Annotated in this window: 16 protein-coding genes and 2 pseudogenes; 8 read left to right on the top strand and 10 right to left on the bottom strand. The window is 57.4% G+C overall.

Annotated features, from left to right (window positions below; translation table 11 throughout):
* Window positions 1-167: 167 nt before the first annotated feature.
* From sctJ to ET34_RS0103360, 4 genes are all read right to left on the bottom strand, one after another.
* Window positions 168-932: a type III secretion system inner membrane ring lipoprotein SctJ gene (gene sctJ / locus ET34_RS0103375; RefSeq protein WP_031519464.1), complete on the bottom strand. Its 765-nt coding sequence runs from the start codon at window positions 930-932 to the stop codon at window positions 168-170.
* A 5-nt stretch (window positions 933-937) separates the two neighbouring features.
* The gene (locus ET34_RS0103370) at window positions 938-1,312 is read right to left on the bottom strand and encodes an EscI/YscI/HrpB family type III secretion system inner rod protein (protein WP_031519463.1); all 375 of its coding nucleotides are present in this window, start codon (window positions 1,310-1,312) and stop codon (window positions 938-940) included.
* Window positions 1,313-1,373: 61 nt separating this feature from the next.
* Entirely contained in the window at window positions 1,374-1,613 is a 240-nt protein-coding gene (locus tag ET34_RS0103365) for a hypothetical protein (RefSeq protein ID WP_031519461.1), read from the bottom strand.
* A 169-nt stretch (window positions 1,614-1,782) separates the two neighbouring features.
* Window positions 1,783-2,712, bottom strand: a complete 930-nt coding sequence (locus ET34_RS0103360) for a sigma 54-interacting transcriptional regulator (protein WP_169738114.1) — start codon at window positions 2,710-2,712, stop codon at window positions 1,783-1,785.
* Window positions 2,713-3,267: 555 nt separating this feature from the next.
* Between ET34_RS0103360 and ET34_RS0103355 the strand changes: the two genes are divergently transcribed.
* A complete protein-coding gene (locus ET34_RS0103355; RefSeq protein ID WP_031519457.1) occupies window positions 3,268-4,062 on the top strand; it encodes a hypothetical protein in 795 nt (264 codons plus the stop codon).
* An 18-nt stretch (window positions 4,063-4,080) separates the two neighbouring features.
* Window positions 4,081-5,163: a hypothetical protein gene (locus ET34_RS0103350; RefSeq protein ID WP_072001949.1), complete on the top strand. Its 1,083-nt coding sequence runs from the start codon at window positions 4,081-4,083 to the stop codon at window positions 5,161-5,163.
* Window positions 5,164-5,260: 97 nt separating this feature from the next.
* Here ET34_RS0103350 and ET34_RS0103345 read toward each other — a convergent pair whose 3' ends face one another.
* The 3 genes from ET34_RS0103345 to ET34_RS0103335 all read right to left on the bottom strand — a co-directional run bounded on the left by ET34_RS0103345 (window position 5,261) and on the right by ET34_RS0103335 (window position 8,664).
* Window positions 5,261-6,253: a lytic transglycosylase domain-containing protein gene (locus ET34_RS0103345; protein ID WP_031519453.1), complete on the bottom strand. Its 993-nt coding sequence runs from the start codon at window positions 6,251-6,253 to the stop codon at window positions 5,261-5,263.
* A 169-nt stretch (window positions 6,254-6,422) separates the two neighbouring features.
* The gene (locus ET34_RS0103340; protein WP_031519451.1) at window positions 6,423-7,700 is read right to left on the bottom strand and encodes an amino acid permease; all 1,278 of its coding nucleotides are present in this window, start codon (window positions 7,698-7,700) and stop codon (window positions 6,423-6,425) included.
* 61 nt (window positions 7,701-7,761) lie between these two features.
* Entirely contained in the window at window positions 7,762-8,664 is a 903-nt protein-coding gene (locus tag ET34_RS0103335) for a LysR family transcriptional regulator (RefSeq protein WP_031519449.1), read from the bottom strand.
* 126 nt (window positions 8,665-8,790) lie between these two features.
* Between ET34_RS0103335 and ET34_RS20800 the strand changes: the two are divergent.
* From ET34_RS20800 to ET34_RS0103310, 4 genes and pseudogenes are all read left to right on the top strand, one after another.
* A pseudogene (locus ET34_RS20800) lies at window positions 8,791-9,221 on the top strand (recombinase family protein); the annotation flags it as partial.
* A gap of 113 nt (window positions 9,222-9,334) precedes the next feature.
* Window positions 9,335-11,482, top strand: coding sequence for a glycoside hydrolase family 73 protein (locus tag ET34_RS0103325; protein ID WP_051640453.1), 2,148 nt, complete (start codon window positions 9,335-9,337; stop codon window positions 11,480-11,482).
* Complete coding sequence (locus tag ET34_RS22435; RefSeq protein WP_152548340.1) at window positions 11,469-11,804, top strand: hypothetical protein; 336 nt, start codon at window positions 11,469-11,471, stop codon at window positions 11,802-11,804. Before ET34_RS0103325 ends, ET34_RS22435 begins: the two co-directional genes overlap by 14 nt.
* 96 nt (window positions 11,805-11,900) lie before the next feature.
* Window positions 11,901-12,173: pseudogene (locus ET34_RS0103310) on the top strand (aldo/keto reductase); the annotation flags it as partial.
* A 23-nt stretch (window positions 12,174-12,196) separates the two neighbouring features.
* Here the strand turns inward: ET34_RS0103310 and ET34_RS0103305 are convergent.
* The 3 genes from ET34_RS0103305 to ET34_RS0103295 form a co-directional block, all read right to left on the bottom strand.
* Complete coding sequence (locus ET34_RS0103305; protein WP_031519443.1) at window positions 12,197-13,507, bottom strand: glycoside hydrolase family 10 protein; 1,311 nt, start codon at window positions 13,505-13,507, stop codon at window positions 12,197-12,199.
* 14 nt (window positions 13,508-13,521) lie between these two features.
* Complete coding sequence (locus ET34_RS0103300; protein WP_031519441.1) at window positions 13,522-13,806, bottom strand: VF530 family protein; 285 nt, start codon at window positions 13,804-13,806, stop codon at window positions 13,522-13,524.
* A gap of 449 nt (window positions 13,807-14,255) precedes the next feature.
* Window positions 14,256-15,191: a LysR family transcriptional regulator gene (locus ET34_RS0103295; RefSeq protein WP_051640452.1), complete on the bottom strand. Its 936-nt coding sequence runs from the start codon at window positions 15,189-15,191 to the stop codon at window positions 14,256-14,258.
* Between the two features lie 122 nt (window positions 15,192-15,313).
* Between ET34_RS0103295 and ET34_RS0103290 the strand changes: the two genes are divergently transcribed.
* Window positions 15,314-16,156 carry a type 1 glutamine amidotransferase domain-containing protein gene (locus ET34_RS0103290; RefSeq protein ID WP_031519438.1) on the top strand — a complete coding sequence of 281 codons (843 nt, stop codon included), beginning with the start codon at window positions 15,314-15,316 and terminating at the stop codon, window positions 16,154-16,156.
* Between the two features lie 18 nt (window positions 16,157-16,174).
* On the top strand, window positions 16,175-16,969 hold the full coding sequence (locus ET34_RS0103285; RefSeq protein ID WP_031519435.1) for an SDR family NAD(P)-dependent oxidoreductase: 795 nt from the start codon (window positions 16,175-16,177) through the stop codon (window positions 16,967-16,969).
* The last annotated feature ends 44 nt before the right edge of the window (window positions 16,970-17,013 follow it).

Genomic DNA, 17,013 nt, shown 5'->3' with positions numbered 1-17,013 from the left:
TGGATCAGCGACGGGCGCTGGGTCAGCAGATAACGCTGGGCGTCGGGGGGCAGGGCCAGAGGCAGCAGCGGATGCCAGCTCTCATCGGCCTGAAGCCAGTAGCCGTACTGCCACCAGGTGAGCCATTCGAGCCGCAGCGGGTTCTCAGCATCAATCTGTTCCATGCGTTATTTACCCTGTTGCACAGCCTGACGGTTACGGGCAGCCAGCGAGCGCAGAAACTTAAACAGCACGCCGAGCAGCAGGATCACACCGAGGATCGCGGCGATGGTTTTCACCAGCGAATACTGGTCCGGGCTGACCTTAAACGGGCCCAGCTGCACGATCTCGATACGGTCCTGGAAGGTTTTAGCCGGGACAAAAACGATGGCCAGATCGCGGTCATCGCGACCGCCGAGCCCCGGAATACTGGTCGCCACCAGGCGGCGGATGCGCGGTTCGATGCCGTCCGGATCAAGATTTTCATGGTATTTGATAAACACCGAGGCCGAGGCGGGCTGCACCGGTTCCCCCGGCGCGATGCGCTCCGGCAGCACCACGTGGACGCGCGCCACCACTACGCCATCGATCTGCGCCAGGGTTGACTCCACCTCCTGCGAAAGGGCGTAGATGTAACGCGCGCGCTCCTCCAGCGGGCTGGAGATCACGCCGCTTTTCTGGAAGACCTCGCCAAGATTGGTGCGCGCCTGGCGCGGCAGTCCGGCGGCATTGAGGATATTGACCGAGCGCTCAATGTCTTTACTGGCCACGCTGACGCTGAAGCCCTCTTTTTCCGCCACCTTTTCGGCGGAGATGCGATAGCGATTCAGCTCCGCCACAATATCGTTAGCGTCGTTTTCTGACAGGCCGCTGTGCAGCAGAGTGTTATCCCCGCAGGCTGTGAGGAACAGGGCGAGAAGCATCGCGCAGATGAATTTCAGTGAGCCAGTCATAGATTTCACTGCAGGTTATTAAGTTTATCGAGGGACTGGACGCCTTTGGCAATGATCTTGGCGTTCAGCAGGCTTTCGATGTAGTAGTTGGAGAGCTGCGCATTGGCTTTCGAGAAATCCTCGACGTTAGACGAGCGTGACGCTACGCGCAGATCGCGGAAGGCATCCTTCTGCGCCCGCTGACTACCGCTGATGGATTCGGCAAGGCCGCCCAGTACGCCAGGTGACATGGCATCGGCAGGGGGCTGAGCGGCGTTAGCCGGATTAAGCTGTGCAGCGAACCAGTGAATATCGTCCTGATTGCCGGACTCCGGGTAGATTTCTACTGAAGTTTCCGGTTCGGACGTGAGCTGCGGGGCGGAGGACTGGGATACTTTCATGGGAGACTCCTGCAAAAATGAAGGAGGGAGAAGCGACGCGGACTCCTCCCGACCAGTGGAATCAGTACTGGATCTTCACCTGCGCGGCAGCCGAACCGGCCTGCGCGGCGCTGTCTGCGATGCCGTTGATGCGCTGGTTTTCCGCATCAAGCGCCATTTTATCGAGCTGGTTCTGCTGCATGGTGGCTTGGATTTCTTGCGCACCGGCCATAAAGTGAGCGCCGCTCGCTGCACCAGAGAGCTTGGTATAGGCAGAACCTGAGTTGGTGATGAAGTTGGACAGCTGAGTAATCATGGACATAGCATTTTCCTTACTCTTGAGATGGAGTGTTTTATGGGTATTGCGCTTATTAAGTGGCGTGACGGGGGAAGCGGTTCCAGGCAGGGAAAAAATTTTTTGAAAAGGCAGGATGAAGACGTTTCAGGCCCATCTGTCGGGGGACGATGGGCAGAAACAGGGAAACAACAGATCAGGCGCTAAGCTTAAGCAACTTCAGGCGGTGATAGAGCGTGCGGCGCGGGATGCCTAACTCGTGAATGACGTCATCGATCCGGTTACCGTGCCGGTGCAGGCAGTCGGTGATCAGGCTGCGTTCGATGCGGCGCAGCCGATCTTTCAACAGTCCGCGGCCTTCCTCCTTTTTCATCTCGCCGCACAGCGGCGGCAAGCCGAGCACAAAGCGTTCAGCGGCGGCTTTAAGCTCGCGAATGTTTCCCGGCCAGCTGTGCAGCAGCAGCGCCTCCTCCAGCGCCCATGAGCGGGGCGGCAGTGCCTGATTGAGCCGCAGCGCCGCGTCCTGGGTAAAACGGCTGAACATGGGAATAATCAGTTCCGGGTGATGGCGCAGCGCCGGGGTAGAAAGCTTGATGGTATCGAGACGGAAGAACAGATCGCGCCGGAACCGCCCCTGGGCCACCAGATCCTCAAGCGGTGCCTGGGACGCGGCAATCACCCGCAGGTTAAGCGGAATGCTTTTGGTACTACCGAGACGCTCCACCGCGCGACTCTCAAGCACGCGCAGCAGCTTCGCCTGCACAATAAGCGGCATACTGTCGATTTCGTCGAGGAACAGCAGGCCGTTGTTGGCGGTTTCGATATAGCCGGCGCGCGAGGTGCTGGCACCGGTGAAAGCGCCGCTCATCACACCGAACAGTTCGCTCTCGGCGAGGGTTTCCGGGATGGCGGCGCAGTTCACCGGCACCATTGGCCCGGTACAGCCCGACAGCTGATAAAGACGACGGGCGAGGGTGTCTTTTCCGGTGCCGGTTTCGCCCTGGATCAGCACGTCAACCTGCAACGGGGCGATGGTAGTGAGTATCCGATGCAGCGGGGCATGGATATCGGCATAGTGTCCCTGTACGACGTCCTTTTCCGGGCGGCCAGCCATGGCCGTTTGCATAGCGTTATCCTGTTTCTCATCCGCAGCGACGCTGCTACGAATTCGAGTCTCGACAAACCCAACCATAATTTCTCCAGTGGCTTAACGTAAACGCAAAACTCGCAAAACGCGGCGTTCAGGAAAATCCCGTAAGAAGCAATCGTGTGTTTTTTTATGTAAACGCTGACGCAATTCATTACAAATCGGTACGGGCGTACTCTCACTCAAGCGGTCATCACCCGGCTATCAGTCCAGGATGATTGTTGTGTAGGGCAAGGCTGTCATCCTGTAGGCATTTCCCTACAGGTGGAATTTACATCCTTGAAAAACAGCGGGTTGCGAGGAAGAGAAAAAACCGTGCGGGAGATATGAAAGATTTATTGCATGACTATTAGCACACTTATGACAAATATCCTGGAACTGATGCGCCACCGCGCCCACTTACCAAACGAGCTGGCGCCTGAAAAGCAGGGACCGGACGTCATTAAGCGTAGCTGAAAGATCGCCCGAGAGTGCCGCGCTGACAGGATGCCGCTTACACCCCTATACGGTTACGTTAACTCTGAGGAGCAGTCCATGAGAATTCCAGGCTTTGGTGGTGGTGCAAATAACCTGAACAAAATCGATCCGCCGCCCGCGAACAATATGGGTAAGATCGACGGTCCGGGCGGTAACAATGTGGGCAAGATCGATGGCCCGAACGGCGGCAAAATTGACGGGCCGAACGGCAAACCTGACGCGCCGTCGCTCGGCAATGGCAAAAACGGCAGCAGCCCGCTCGGCATGGCCGGTAACGTGCTGAACGTGGCGGGTGGCGTCACGTCACTGCTGCCGTTCGCCGGTATCGGTGGCAACAGCGGCGGCGGCAATAGCACCGGCGGCTCGCAGGGTATCGGCGGTGGTAACGGCGGCGGCGGTATTGGGTCCATGCTCACCGGTGCCATGGGCGGTGGTGGTCTGGCGGGTATCGCCAAACAGCTGATGATGATGATGGGTCTGCAGCAGCTCTTTGGCGGCGGCAATCAGCAGCAGGTGCAGCAGCCGAGCCAGCAGAGCCAGGCCCCGCAGTCTTCCGGCAGCAGCAACAGTTCTAACCCGCTGGACCAGCTGATGAAGATGCTTCAGGAGATGATCCAGAAGATGTTCGGCATGTCCGGTAAAGAGGGTGCTGGCAGCAATCCTGCGTCAGGTCAGGGCGGTAACAGCGCTGGCGGCCAGGGCGGTGCTCAGGGTGCAGGCCAGCAGTCCGGTGGACTGGCCGGGATGCTGCAAAACCTGCTGATGATGGTTGGCCTGCAGCAGCTGCTCGGCGGTCTGGGACAGGGTCAGAGCCAGGGTCAGGGCACATCGCAGAATTCAAACCAGCTCTAATACAGCGAGGTTAATGCTATGGCCATCAATGTATCTGGCGGGGGAGGATTCTCCCCCGATTCACTGACCAGCTTCAAACCGCCCGCGACCAGCGTACTGCCACAGTCGCTGGGTACGCTCGGGCCGGGAGGCGGGATCGCCAGCCTGATCAGCTACGGCGGCAGCAGCGGTACGCCAATGCCCGGTGCGCCGGCAATGCCTGGTGCGACGTCCACGCCGGACGCCCAGAGTGGGCTGACCGGCATGCTGATGCTGCTCGGACTGAACGATCTGGCGCAGATGGGGCAGGCGGGCGGTGCCCAGGGTGACCTGGCGCAGCTGCTTACCATCGACCCGACGCTGGCAGCGGACGCGGGCAGCAGCGCGATGCCGGTACCTGAGAGCGAAAAAGATCTCAGCGTGCCCATCACCGATGACAGTCTGAAGGGCCGCCCGCCGGGAGATAACCGCAGCGCGGACGAGATTATCGACGCCAATCCGGTGCTGAAAAATCTCGGCAATCAGAAGGACATCAAACGCGAAGAGCTGAAGCAGCGTTTTGGTGACTGGACCGATGCTAACCCCGATCCAAAAAGCCGCGCCGATGCCGCTTACAATATGGCATCCGTGCTCAACCACATTAAAGGGCTGAGCGGCCGCGATGGCAGCGATCGCGGTGAAGTGGCAAACAACGGCAAGATCGAAGGCATTACCAAAGACGGCGATGCCCGCCACGGCAGCGAAGCCGGGGTGCTGAAAGATATTGCCGAGCAGGGTCTGAAGATGCTGCCGGATAACGGCAAGCTGCCGCAGACCAACGATACCCACGTGCGCGTTGACGGCACCAATAAAGACAACTTCCAGTGGGGTATGGGCGAGTTCGGTAAAATTCTCTCGAACATTCCCATCCTGAAATCCGTGGCCGCGCCGCTGTTCAATAACATTGGCGAAGCACGGGATCTGGGCGAGGTCTTTACCGGTGGACTGTCCGGTCTGGCTGAGGGGGCGATGAGCGCCGCCCGTGGTCCGGTCGGCTGGGGTATTACAGCAGTAACCGATACGGTGCAGATTGCCGTGGAGAATGGCAGCAAGGATAAGAAAGATCCCCCTGCGTTCTCCTGATGCGGCTGTGCTCTCTGAAGAAGTCCCTGAACGCGGTCAGGGGCTTTTTTTATGGGTACGAAGCATAAAAAAAAGCCCCGCAGGGCTTTATCAGGCGTTATGCCGGCAGGGTGCCGTTGCCGGATTTAATGATCTCAGCGAACTTCTGCACCTTATCAACATAGGTGGCATCGCCGGTCCCGGTCTTCGAAATGTCGGTCAGATCGTTGATGTTCACGTTGCCCGGCCCGGAGTTATAGGCGCGCAGCGCGGCACCCATATCACCGCCGAAGGCAGTTTTCTGCTCCTTCATATACAGCGCCCCGGCCATGATGCTGTCCCGGGGGTTGGACGGGCTGGCGTTCGGCCCCAGCACATCTGAATTGTTACGCTGCAGCTCGGCGAAGGTGTTCTGGTTTACCTGCATCACGCCAGAGTCCTGCAGCCCGTTGCCGCCGTTCACCGTCACGGCGTCAGCTTTACCGCGCGACTCCTGCCAGATCTGTGCGGCCAGTACCTCCGGCTCTATCCCGGTGTGGTTTGCAGCTTCCATAATGGCTTCCTCATGGTTTTGCAGGGCAGGCGGCAGATGCAGGCCCGACTTGCCTGCCGACAGCGCTTCACCCGTGCCGGTCGGCGTCGTCGAGCCATAGTTCACTGGCGCACCGCCACTCTGCGGGGCTTGTGGCGTTTGCGCCGTTTGCGGCGTCGGTGCTGGCGCTGACGGCGGCGTCTGCGGCGCACTGGCGGATGCCGCTGGCGAAGAGGATGGAGATGGCGAACCGCCCGCGCCGCTGCCGCTGTTCTGCTGGCCGTTCATCATCTGCTGCAGCATCGGCAGTAACGCCTGCATGATCTGGGCGATCAGCTCGGACATAAACTGCGCCATGATGTTGTTCTGATTCTGCCCCATGCCCGCCGTGCCGTTGCCCATCAGCGAGGCGAGATCGGTTCCGCCCGGCTGGTTATTGCCCCAGCTTACGGCCTGCGGACCGCCGCCTGAAAGTGGGGAAAAGTTGTTCTGACCTGATGGCTTACCGCTCAGCGCGCTGATATCGAACGGCAGCTGCGGCTGCACTGGCCCGGAGAGCGGGCCGGATAAAATCTGCATGACGATCCTCCTGAGTTACGAACGTGGCGTCGTGCCTGCGGCATGACGCATCACCGGGTTTATCTTCGGGGACGTCTTTGAGTGGGGAGAATTGCGGGGAGGGTTCCATACCGCAGGCGGCAGGGAGGAATTAAGGCAATTCCCCGGCGCACCGGGGAACCACAGGGGGTCAGAACAGGATGCCGTACAGCAGCGCCGAGACGGTAAGCACCCCACCGGCAATCACCGTGCTCGCCGTGGCACCGCGCAGCGTGCGCAGCTGCGGGCGCGTGTAGATCAGATACGCTGGGATAAGGAACAGGAAGATTGCGATTAACGGCCCGCAGACGGTTTCGATTAACGTGACCACGTTCGGATTGAGGTACACCACGGCAAACGTCAGGGCAAACATAATCAGGTAAGCAAGGCGCTTCGCGCGTTTTTGCCCGCGTTCATCGCTGGCTTTTAACGTCCCGGCCGTCAGCCCGGTAAAGGTCTCCGCTACCGACAGGCAGACCCCTAAGAAGGATTTGGTCATGCCGAGAATGGCGATCAGCGGTGCGATCCAGAACACCAGGTCGGTGCTGCCGCTGCCTTTCATCACGGAAAGCACGTTGAGGTTTTGCGCCTTCGCCATAACGAAGGTTTCACGCGGGATCGCCAGAATACAGCTCAGCACAAAGAAGACGATGCTGAAGAAGATCAGCAGGTAGGCGAGGCGGATCACCAGCACCGCTTTCTTTTCTCCGCCGTTATCGCCTTCACGATACCAGGCCGCCAGCGGGGAGATCATCGGCGTAGAGCAGAACGCAAAGGTCACCAGCGGCAGCGTCAGCCAGAGGTGCTTGATGGTCTCGCCCGGCGAGGCGGTGTTGGTTTCACGCAGCGCCTCGGTGACGTTCGCCAGATGCCAGTCCGGGATCTGCACCAGCGCGATGGCGATAATGGTCAGTGCGAAGGGCAGCGCCAGTACGCTCAGGGTTTTCACTACGCTGTCGCGGCCTTTGCTCAGCACCAGAAACAGCAGGCCGGTGACAACAAATGCCAGCAGCCCGCGGTTAATCTGCGCCAGATGCAGACGCTCCGCGAGCAGATTATCGAGGGAGTTGACCAGCGAAATAGCGAACACCAGCGTAACCGGGAAGTGCGCAATGCAAAAATAGGCCTTAATCGCCTGGCGGCCTTTGGCGCCAAAAAAAGCACCGAACATCGGCAAATTTTGATCGCCGGTGTGTCCGTCGCGCATAAACAGCCGCCCGACCAGCACATGCGGTACCATCGACAGCGGAAAACCCAGCAGCAGCAGCATTAAAAACACCATCGGGCCGCGAGTGCCAATCTCTACCGGCAGGAACAGCGTGCCGGCACCCACCGTGGCCGCGTAGACCCCCATAATCCAGATCATATCTTTGAGCGACCAGCCGGGGGCGGCGGGCATAACGGCGGCGGGAATTTTTTGCGTTGTCATAGTCATACTTTTATTAACGAGTAAATCAGTAGCGGGGTGCTGCTGGAGTAAAAGGAAAAAGTTACGTCGGCTGCTGTTTAATAAAGTCGATAAACGCCCGCAGCGGACCGGGGATGAGACGTCTGTCGTGATAATAGAGCCAGGGGCCGCTGAAGCTGAGCCACCAGGGTTCGAGTACCGGTTCGAGCAGCCCCTGTTCGAAGGCCGGATGCAGCCACCCTTCAAACAGATAGACAATGCCGCTGCCCTGCACGGCGCTTTCCACCGCCAGATCCATAGCGCCGCCGATGCTGACCACCAGGGAACCCTCAACCCGCACGCGCAGCGTCTCGCCGTCGCGTTCAAACTCCCACGCCGGGATCACGCCGTTAGCGTAGCGCCCACGAATGCAGCGGTGCTGCATCAGGTCACGTGGATGGGAAGGGCGACCATATTGCTGCAGATAGGCCGGTGACGCGGCGGCGGCAAAGCGCTGAACGCGCGGTCCGATGGGGATCGCCACCATGTCGGGTTCCAGACATTCGTCGTAGCGGATCCCGGCATCGCAGCCCTCGCGAAAGACATCCTGCACGTTGCTCTCGGCGACGATCTCCAGGGTGATATCGGGATAGCGCTGCAAAAATGCCGGCACGATGGCAGGCAGGACCAGGCGGGAGGCGCTTACCGGTACGTTCAGGCGCAGTGTACCGCCGGGGGTGCTGCGGAACTGATTGACCGCGTCGAGGGCCGCGTCGATCTCACTCATGGCGGGCGTCAGGCGCTCAATCAGCGCGCGTCCTGCTTCGGTCAGGGTCACGGTGCGGGTAGTGCGGTTGAACAGGCGCACGCCGAGCTGCTGCTCCGCGCGACGTACCGCATCGCTCAGACGCGATGGATTGCTCCCGGTAATGCGCGCCGCTTCGCGAAAGCCGCCCGCTTTCGCGACCGATACCACCGCGTGCAGCAGGGCGAAATCCAGATTCATTGTCTGCCTGTCCGTACAGTCTGTTGCTATTTATCGGAATAGTTACACAGTGTACCGGGGATTACAATCAAAGGACACACAGGCAGGAGGGTAAACCATGACAAAGATTGCTCAGAAGTATCGCTTGGTTTTACCAGACTGCTTGACCGCATGGAAAATAATGATGTGTTGATTGTCACCAACATGATCGTCTCGGACGTAATGCAATGGACATCAGAAAGACAGTTGAACTGCTGGCAGGTTCTGAAATTCGGGTTCACTGTCTGGCGCCAGGCGGTGTGGACCTCACCAGCCTTACCGGGAAAAGGACCATGCAGGTGATCTCGGCGGTGGCAGAGTTTGAGCGCGATCTGCTCATTGAGCGCACACACTCTGGTATTACACGGGCCTGAGCATCAGGGAAACGCTTTGGACGCCCTTCCGCACTGAATGATGAACAGAAGCAATTAGTCCTGGAACGCCTCATCAGGGGGATGACTGTGGGTGCTGTGACTCGTGAATTCAGCACTACTCGACAAACTATTGTTAGCGTAAAAGCAGCCGGTTCAGAGAGTTAGAGCGCTGCATCTTACAAAATTTTACTTTTGTGTTCCCTCCCGGAAACGGCGATAAAATGTCCGCCGTTGTATGATAGCCCCGTATATAACCCGATAAACTAAAAGGATTTGATATGTCGAAGCCGGAAAACGGCCCGCAGCTCCCGGTCATCCGTTGGCCGGTACCGAAAAACAACCGGGGTGGGGAGTTCAGTAATCTCGAAGAAATGCTCGCGCATCTGGAGGGCGAGGCAGCCGGGCACTGGCTTATCGGCCGCAATGGTATGTGGCACGGCGGCATTCACATCAGTGATACCACCACCCCATGGTGCGCGCTCAGCGGCCAGGCGATGAATGAGGCGGTTGATTTCCCGGTACCGTTTAAGGGGGAGCAGGCCGTGCGCTGCATGGCGGACGGTGAGGTGGTGGCGTACCGGATTAACCGGGATTACCTCAGCGTGCCGTGGTACTGGGGGGATTTACGCTACTCCGGGTCCTTTGTGCTGGTACGGCACCGTGTTCAGCCGGGGAAAACGGCAGAGAGCGGGCTGACCTTTTACACCCTTTATATGCACCTTGCGCCTTGGCTGGCCTACTCGGAACAGGACAGCACGGCGTTCAAAGTGGCAGACGGCCAGCACCTGAATGCGTATGTGGACGCGTCCCGGCAGTGGGTGGCGGCGGAGCTGCCATCCGGCACACGGGTAACATGGAATAAGGCGGTCAGCGCCGATTTCATGACCGGGAATAACGGGCGGCAGTATGCGCACGTCACGCTGGCCGAGCCTGTTGCGAGCAGCATGAGCCTGAAAGCCGGGGACCGAGTTTGGACTGTATGCGACAAAGGGAATCTGGTTCCGGCCCGAGACAGCACCACCCGTCCGGCGTGGTGGTCGCCGTTCCTGCCGCCGTCACGTGAGACAGTGCTGTTTGATACGGTGGTATGTCCTACGCCCTATCCGATTAAGGCCGGGGACCCGGTGGGCCATCTGGGATGGTTTCAGGTTCCCACTGAAGACGGACATGAAAAGCGCTATCAGGTGCATATCGAATGTCTGACCACAGACGACTTGCCGCGTTTCCTGAATAACCCGGAAGGTACGGGCCGCGACACGCCCGCCTTTGCCCGCTGTCCGAAGGGTATACCGGTATACCTGAAAGTCACCGGCGGTGAAATACAGAAGGGGCTGATAACCACGACGAGCGAAACAGTGATGGCGCTGTCCGGGCAGGCGATGACGGACAGCGAGGGGAAACGCTACTGGCCAGGCGGTTCTTCGAGCGGGCTGCTGGCGGAGTCGGATGTGCAACTGCTGTCCCGGTTTGACTTGGGTGGTCGCGGGTTTGAGGCAATAGAAGACAGCCCGGCAAGCTTTGACCATCTCGACGGGAAGACGCAGCCGAAAGGGCTGGTGAAGACGATTTTTGAGCGTTTCTTCAGCGTGGCGGACAATGACGGGCAGCCCTACAGTAAGGGGGTGGCGTTCAACTACCGGCAATTGTTGAACCAGATTGACGACGCGAAATCCCCCCGTTATAACCCTGAACAGTACCGGCGGGCGGTGCAGAACCCTGCAATGCGCGATCATTTGCACCGGCTGTGTGTGAAGCATCCTTGTGAGTGGTACTACTCTTCGGAATCACCGGTGTGGAAAGCGTTCTTTACGTCGCAGAAGAAGAAGAAGGAGGAGCCGGAATGGTACGCCTACAGCGAGAAGTTCCTGATTGACCTGCGCTGGATGCACCGTGTGCCGGGCATGGTGGAAAATCAATGGCATATGCACCCGCTCGTTTTTCTCGATGCTATTCACGTATGTAAGTCCAAATCTAATCGACCTAAAAGTGTTCAAGATTTTATTGATATGGCTTTACCTTCAGCAAAAGCTACATCAGATAAATGGAGGGTTCCTGTTTCTGTTTTACTAGCTCAATCAGCGCTTGAATCTGGCTGGGGTCAGAAAGTAAAAAATAACGCTTATTTTGGTATTAAAGGGAAGTCATCATCTGGAAATAGCGCATCGTTTGGAACTACAGAATATGAAAATGGTCGCTATGTTTCAAAAGTGCAAACCTTTAGGGCATATAACGGTTATTCTGAATCTGCTGACGATTACGGTCGTTTTTTGGCTGAAAATAGACGATATAGGCCAGCATTTGAGTATGTAACACAGCCAGAAAAATTTGTGCATCAAGTGGCTACTGCTGGTTATGCTACGGATCCAACATATGAGTCAAAATTAATAAAAATTATGCGGAGCTATGATTTCTATGAATATGATTAAAAGTATTTTATTTTTGTTTTTATTTTCCTTTTCGTCATCGTTGTTAGCTTTGATGGATTTAAGTTCTATTGCCGGAAAATTATATGAAAAGCTTAGAGAGGATAAATTAACAACATTACAGCAAGAGTGTTTATCTTTTGAATATGATAATGAGGATGCTGACTCAGTATTTTTCTCTGCAAGAGATAACCATGCAAATAAAGCTTGTGGTGGTGATGAAAATGTATCTGTGAAATTATTTTATATGAAATACGAGAAGAAAACAGGATTTATTTATGTTGAAGATGAGTTGAATCCAGGTGCTTATCAAAGATTAAAATAGATGCATTTCAAGTAATGATCCTCTTGAGATCATTCATGGATCGTCGTTTTTGGAACCTCGTGATGTCTGCTGATCTTGAGCGGAGTGCTTCGCAGTATCGACACCCTGACGGCGCAGGGTATTGCTTACGTGCCGTTTTTCCCGTTAGGCGGATTTACACCGCTGCAGTCCGACCGCTTAAATGACGTGGCACGCACGCTGAACGCGACGCCAATGCAGGTGGCGCTGGCATGGCTGCTGCAACGTTCACCCAATATTTTGTTAATACCGGGCACCTCATCCCCGGCGCATCTGAAAGAAAACCTGGCGGCGAGTGAGCTGGTATTAACAGAAGATGTCATCGACGTGCTGAATAATATCGGGGCGTGAGAGCAGGGCCGCGGAGTGCGGCCCTAGCGTGATATCGAACCCCAGCGGCTTCTGAGATAATTCACTGCGTCCTGCGTCTGCGGTCGGTTGAGATGATCTTCCCGGAACAGGATAGTGCCGTTGATGCCGGGCAGGGATTCGTTCAAATCGAGCTGCTTTTTCAGCTCCGGTACGCCGCCCTGAACCGTCCAGTCAGGCTCTTTTTTCGAGGCTTCGCCCACTTTGTACAGCGCCACGCCAATATAGAGGCGGGTATTGTTGGGTTTCACCACGTCAGCCCACCATTTCGCCAGCACATCATAGCGGGCGGCGGTGCGGGAGAAGGGCCAGTAGATCTGCGGTGCGATGTAATCCAGCAGGCCTTGCTGCACCCAGCGCCGGGTGTCGGCAAAGGCTTCGTCATAGGCCGCGGCACCAGAGGTATCGGAGCCCGCCGGATCGTGGGAGCGATTGCGCCATACGCCCGCCGGGCTGACGCCAAATTCCACGTCAGGATTAAGCTGTTTAACCGTGCGCGAAACCTGTTCAATCAGCAGCTGCGTATTATGCCGCCGCCAGTCGGCTTTTGAGGCGAAGCCATGTCCAAAAGTGCTGAAGGTGTGGCTGTCATTGAGCATTGATCCGGGCGTTTCGGTATAGAAATAGTCATCAAACTGCACGCCGTCCACGGGATAGCGCGCTACCACTTCAGCGACAATGCTGGTGATCCAGTCGCGCACCTCAGGGATACCGGGGTCGAGAACGTAGCGGTCGCTGGCGGTACGGACCCAGTCGCGGTGCAGCACAAAGACGCTGGCGGGATGCTGCGTCACGGTGCGGTTGAGCGCGGCAACCGTATCCGGCCTGGTGTTAACCGATACGCGATACGGGTTAAACCAGGCATGAACCCGTATGCCACGTTTATGCGCTTCATCGAGCATAAACTGCAGCGGGTCGTAACCAGGATCTTCGCCAATATGACCGGTCAGCATATCTGACCACGGCAGTATTTTTGAAGGCCACAGCGCAGTACCGTCGGGCTTCACCTGGAAAAACACCGTGTTGATGCCGAGGCTTTTTAATTTATCCAACTTATCAATGAGCGCTTTTTGCTGCTGGCTGATACGCGCAGCGCGACCGGCGTTAACCGAGGAGATCGGTGGCCAGTCGAGACGCGACACCGTCGCCAGCCAGACACCGCGCATGGTTTCAGAATGCTGAAGTTTTCCCGGCAGCGGTTGTTTCGTGACCGGCGGAAGCGGGGTGACCAGAGAGCGCGGCGGGCTGGATGAGCAACTGGCAAGTAACATCGCGCAGGCAATCAGCGCGCCCAGGCGGTTAAGGTGTTGCATCATCCGTGTCATTAACGTCAGCTCTTTTTATGCCGGCTGGCAGCCCAGGGATCGGAAACGAGGGTGTCACGCGTAGCCGGAACAGCAGCATCCAGGGAATCCAGATACAGCGCTTCAACTTCAGCGCGCGCCCAGGGCGTCCGGCGTAAAAACTTCAGGCTTGATTTAACGCTGGGGTCGTTTTTGAAACAGTTGATGTTGATGAGCTTACTCAGTTGCTCCCAGCCGTAGCGGGCAACCAGCGCATTGACCTGCATTTCAAGCGTAACGCCGTGGAGTGGATCGGTAGAATGGGCCGCCATGTTTTTCCGTTTATATGGTTGTGCTTTGTAGCGTGCATGAAGGTTACTCGAAAGCGGTGAAACCGGCAAATTGACGGGACAGGATTTTGATTCCGCACGGGAACAAGAATATGGCGTGCGATGAATATGAATGTATAACTGACGTGCCGTGGGATGGCTATAAATGGAAATGGATAACGTCGGTGCGCATAATGTATATTATGTTAAATAAGATATCAGAGCGACGAACCGGATACACTCATTCGCCACTCACTGGCTTCCTGATTCATCCCCTGCTCTTTTGTAAAGCATAAAGCCTCGATAGACAGGGCTTCGTATCATCATGTGCACACTTTACGCGGCGTCATGATGGTGAATTAACGCATGGTTAATTCACCGTCCACGGAGATTGCCTGACCGGGTTACCCCCAACTGCTGCCCGCACTGTTGCTAATTATTGAGACGCTGCGCTATGAGCCTGAGGCGATCTGAGGTAATGCTTCCTGGGTGTCTGATGCCGTCAGCGTATGAATCAACGCCTGGCACGCCGCCGACAGTCCTTTGTGCGGCGCGTAAATCACGGAAAAAGGCCGTGTGCGGCCTCGGGTGTGACGTAGCACCTCCACCAGTAACCCCTGGCGGATAAACGATCGGGCGATAAAGTCATAGGTCTGGCAGATCCCCGCGCCGCTGGCGGCGAGCGAAATCACCCCCAGAATGTCATCGGAAACGCGCAGCGTTCCCGTTGGCGTCCATACAGTATCCACCCCGTTCTCCTTCAGACTCCAGGTCGCAACGCGCCCGGTACTTGGCATAATAAACGGCAGACACGCATGCTGCGCCAGCGCCTCCACGGTCTGGGGTTCCCCGGCCCGGGCAAGGTAGCCAGGCGATGCCAGCAGGCACAGCGGCGCGTCTTCGAGTTTACGCGCAACGAGGCGGCTGTCCGGCAGATGACCAAGACGAATCGCCAGGTCATAGCCTTCGGCGACCAGATCAACGTTGCGGTTGGTGATATTCAGCTCCACATTCACGCCCGGGTACGTCACGGCGAAGCGCTGGAGTACCTCCGGTAAGCGGTAGTGACCGTACGTAGTAGGGGCGCTCAGCCTGACGTTACCGACGACCTCAATTCCCCTTACCTGTATCGCCCGCTCGGCGCGGTCAAACAGCGCAAAAGCGAGACTGGCCTCATTCAGATAGTGCCGTCCGGCGTCCGTCAGGCTCAGTTGACGGGTGGTACGGCGCACAAGCTGCACCCCAAGGCGGGTCTCCAGTCGCGTCAATGCCCGGCTCAATACCGATGCGGTCGTCCCCAGCGTCACTGCCGCCGCGGTGATCGAGCCTCTCTCAATAACCGTGACGAAGATTTCGACATCGCTGATATGGGAAAAACGGCGGCTCATTCTGTCTCCTGAAGAACAAATGATTGTCTCTGGCGATAGTTTATCGACTTTATTGACAACGATACAGTGCGCTTATCCCGCAGGCATTGGCCTGTGCGTTGACTCACACTCAGGAGCACACTGTGAACATTATTCGATCTCTGGCGCTCGCCGCCACGTTAGGTTTGGTTGCTGCCCAGGCTCAGGCCGCCAGTGTACTGGTGGTTTTGTCCGATGCTGACCGGCTCGACCTGAAAGACGGTAAGGTTTTTCACACCGGTTTTTACCTTAACGAGCTAATGCAGCCGGTCAAACGACTGCTGGATGCCGGCCATGATGTGACCTTTGCTACACCGAACGGCCTGGCACCGACGCTGGATATGTCGTCGGACGACAACGTCTATTTTAACAATGATGAGGCCGCTCACCTTGCTCATAAAGCGCTGCTGGACAAGCTACAGCTGACGTCACGCACGCACTCCCCGGTGATCAGCCTGAAGCGCGCCGCGCAGATCGGCTACCAGCACTTCGATGCCCTGTATATTCCCGGCGGCCATGCGCCGATGCAGGATCTGCTTACCAGTCGCGAGGTGGGCCAGGCACTGAAGGCCTTCCACTCCAGCAATAAACCTACCGCACTGGTGTGCCACGGGCCAATCGCCCTGCTCTCCACGCTACCGGATGCGGAAGGCTTTACCCAGCAGCTGGCCACGAGCGGTCGCGCTGCACCCCAGCCAGGCTGGATCTACGAGGGTTACCGCATGACGGTGATCAGCAATGCTGAAGAAAACCAGGCGAAAACGTTACTCAACGGCGGCGTCATGAAGTTCTGGCCCCAGACCGCGCTGCAACAAGCCGGTGGGAAATACAGCAGCAATCGCGTCACCTTCACCCCGCACGTGGTCACCGATCGTGAGCTGATTACCGGCCAGAATCCGGCGTCCGCGATGGGCGTTGCCGATGAACTTCTGAAACGTCTGCACTAACACATAACGAGGCACAATATGGATCTGCAACTTAACAACAAAACGGCAATTGTGACGGCAGCCACTGCCGGGATTGGCCTGGCGATAGCGCGCACGCTGGCAAAAGAAGGCGTCGAGGTCACGATCACCGGGCGGGACGCGGTGAAACTGGATGAGGCAATCAACGCTATCCGCGAGCAGGCACCCGATGCCAGAGTGCATGGCGTGCTGGCCGATGTGAGCCGCGTCGAGGGCGTGGCGCAGCTGATCGCTCAGCGGCCGCATACCGATATTCTGGTGAACAATCTCGGATTCTATGAAGCGAAGCCCTTTGTGGAGATCAGCGACGAGGCGTGGTTGACGATGCTGGACGTCAATGTGATGTCGGGTGTACGCCTGTCGCGCCACTACTTCCCGGCGATGCTGACGCGCAACTGGGGACGCGTGATCTTTATCTCCAGCGAAGTGGGCGCGTTTACCCCGCCGGATATGGTGCATTACGGCGTCAGTAAATCGGCGCAGCTGGCGGTGTCGCGCGGTATGGCCGAGCTGACCAAAGGCACTGGCGTAACGGTAAACAGCGTTCTGCCCTCGGCAACGCGCTCCGAGGGGATTATGGACTATCTGCGCCAGACCGCGCCACGACCGGGCATGGACGACAGCGACATCGAGGCGCATTTTTTCCAAAGCTATCGCCCCAGCTCGCTACTGGCGCGCATGATCGATGCCGATGAGATTGCCGCTATGGTGGCTCTACTCGCCAGCCCGCTCGGGGCCGCGTCGAACGGAGCCGCCGTGCGGGTTGAAGGCGGTACCTTCCGCTCCATTCTGTAGTCCTTACGTCCCCGCCATATAACTGCCGGGGGCGTTTCACGCCG

Source organism: Siccibacter colletis, from assembly GCF_000696575.1.
Lineage (GTDB): Bacteria > Pseudomonadota > Gammaproteobacteria > Enterobacterales > Enterobacteriaceae > Siccibacter > Siccibacter colletis.
Note: the sequence above shows the minus strand (reverse complement) of the source record. Positions and strands in the feature narration are given on the sequence as shown.

What these genes read in the sequence shown, in the direction of transcription:
- sctJ (WP_031519464.1), bottom strand. Translation starts at nt 932, where the DNA reads ATGACTGGCTCACTGAAATTCATCTGCGCGATGCTTCTCGCCCTGTTC.
- ET34_RS0103370 (WP_031519463.1), bottom strand. Translation starts at nt 1,312, where the DNA reads ATGAAAGTATCCCAGTCCTCCGCCCCGCAGCTCACGTCCGAACCGGAA.
- ET34_RS0103365 (WP_031519461.1), bottom strand. Translation starts at nt 1,613, where the DNA reads ATGTCCATGATTACTCAGCTGTCCAACTTCATCACCAACTCAGGTTCT.
- ET34_RS0103360 (WP_169738114.1), bottom strand. Translation starts at nt 2,712, where the DNA reads ATGCAAACGGCCATGGCTGGCCGCCCGGAAAAGGACGTCGTACAGGGA.
- ET34_RS0103355 (WP_031519457.1), top strand. Translation starts at nt 3,268, where the DNA reads ATGAGAATTCCAGGCTTTGGTGGTGGTGCAAATAACCTGAACAAAATC.
- ET34_RS0103350 (WP_072001949.1), top strand. Translation starts at nt 4,081, where the DNA reads ATGGCCATCAATGTATCTGGCGGGGGAGGATTCTCCCCCGATTCACTG.
- ET34_RS0103345 (WP_031519453.1), bottom strand. Translation starts at nt 6,253, where the DNA reads ATGCAGATTTTATCCGGCCCGCTCTCCGGGCCAGTGCAGCCGCAGCTG.
- ET34_RS0103340 (WP_031519451.1), bottom strand. Translation starts at nt 7,700, where the DNA reads ATGACAACGCAAAAAATTCCCGCCGCCGTTATGCCCGCCGCCCCCGGC.
- ET34_RS0103335 (WP_031519449.1), bottom strand. Translation starts at nt 8,664, where the DNA reads ATGAATCTGGATTTCGCCCTGCTGCACGCGGTGGTATCGGTCGCGAAA.
- ET34_RS0103325 (WP_051640453.1), top strand. Translation starts at nt 9,335, where the DNA reads ATGTCGAAGCCGGAAAACGGCCCGCAGCTCCCGGTCATCCGTTGGCCG.
- ET34_RS22435 (WP_152548340.1), top strand. Translation starts at nt 11,469, where the DNA reads ATGAATATGATTAAAAGTATTTTATTTTTGTTTTTATTTTCCTTTTCG.
- ET34_RS0103305 (WP_031519443.1), bottom strand. Translation starts at nt 13,507, where the DNA reads ATGATGCAACACCTTAACCGCCTGGGCGCGCTGATTGCCTGCGCGATG.
- ET34_RS0103300 (WP_031519441.1), bottom strand. Translation starts at nt 13,806, where the DNA reads ATGGCGGCCCATTCTACCGATCCACTCCACGGCGTTACGCTTGAAATG.
- ET34_RS0103295 (WP_051640452.1), bottom strand. Translation starts at nt 15,191, where the DNA reads ATGAGCCGCCGTTTTTCCCATATCAGCGATGTCGAAATCTTCGTCACG.
- ET34_RS0103285 (WP_031519435.1), top strand. Translation starts at nt 16,175, where the DNA reads ATGGATCTGCAACTTAACAACAAAACGGCAATTGTGACGGCAGCCACT.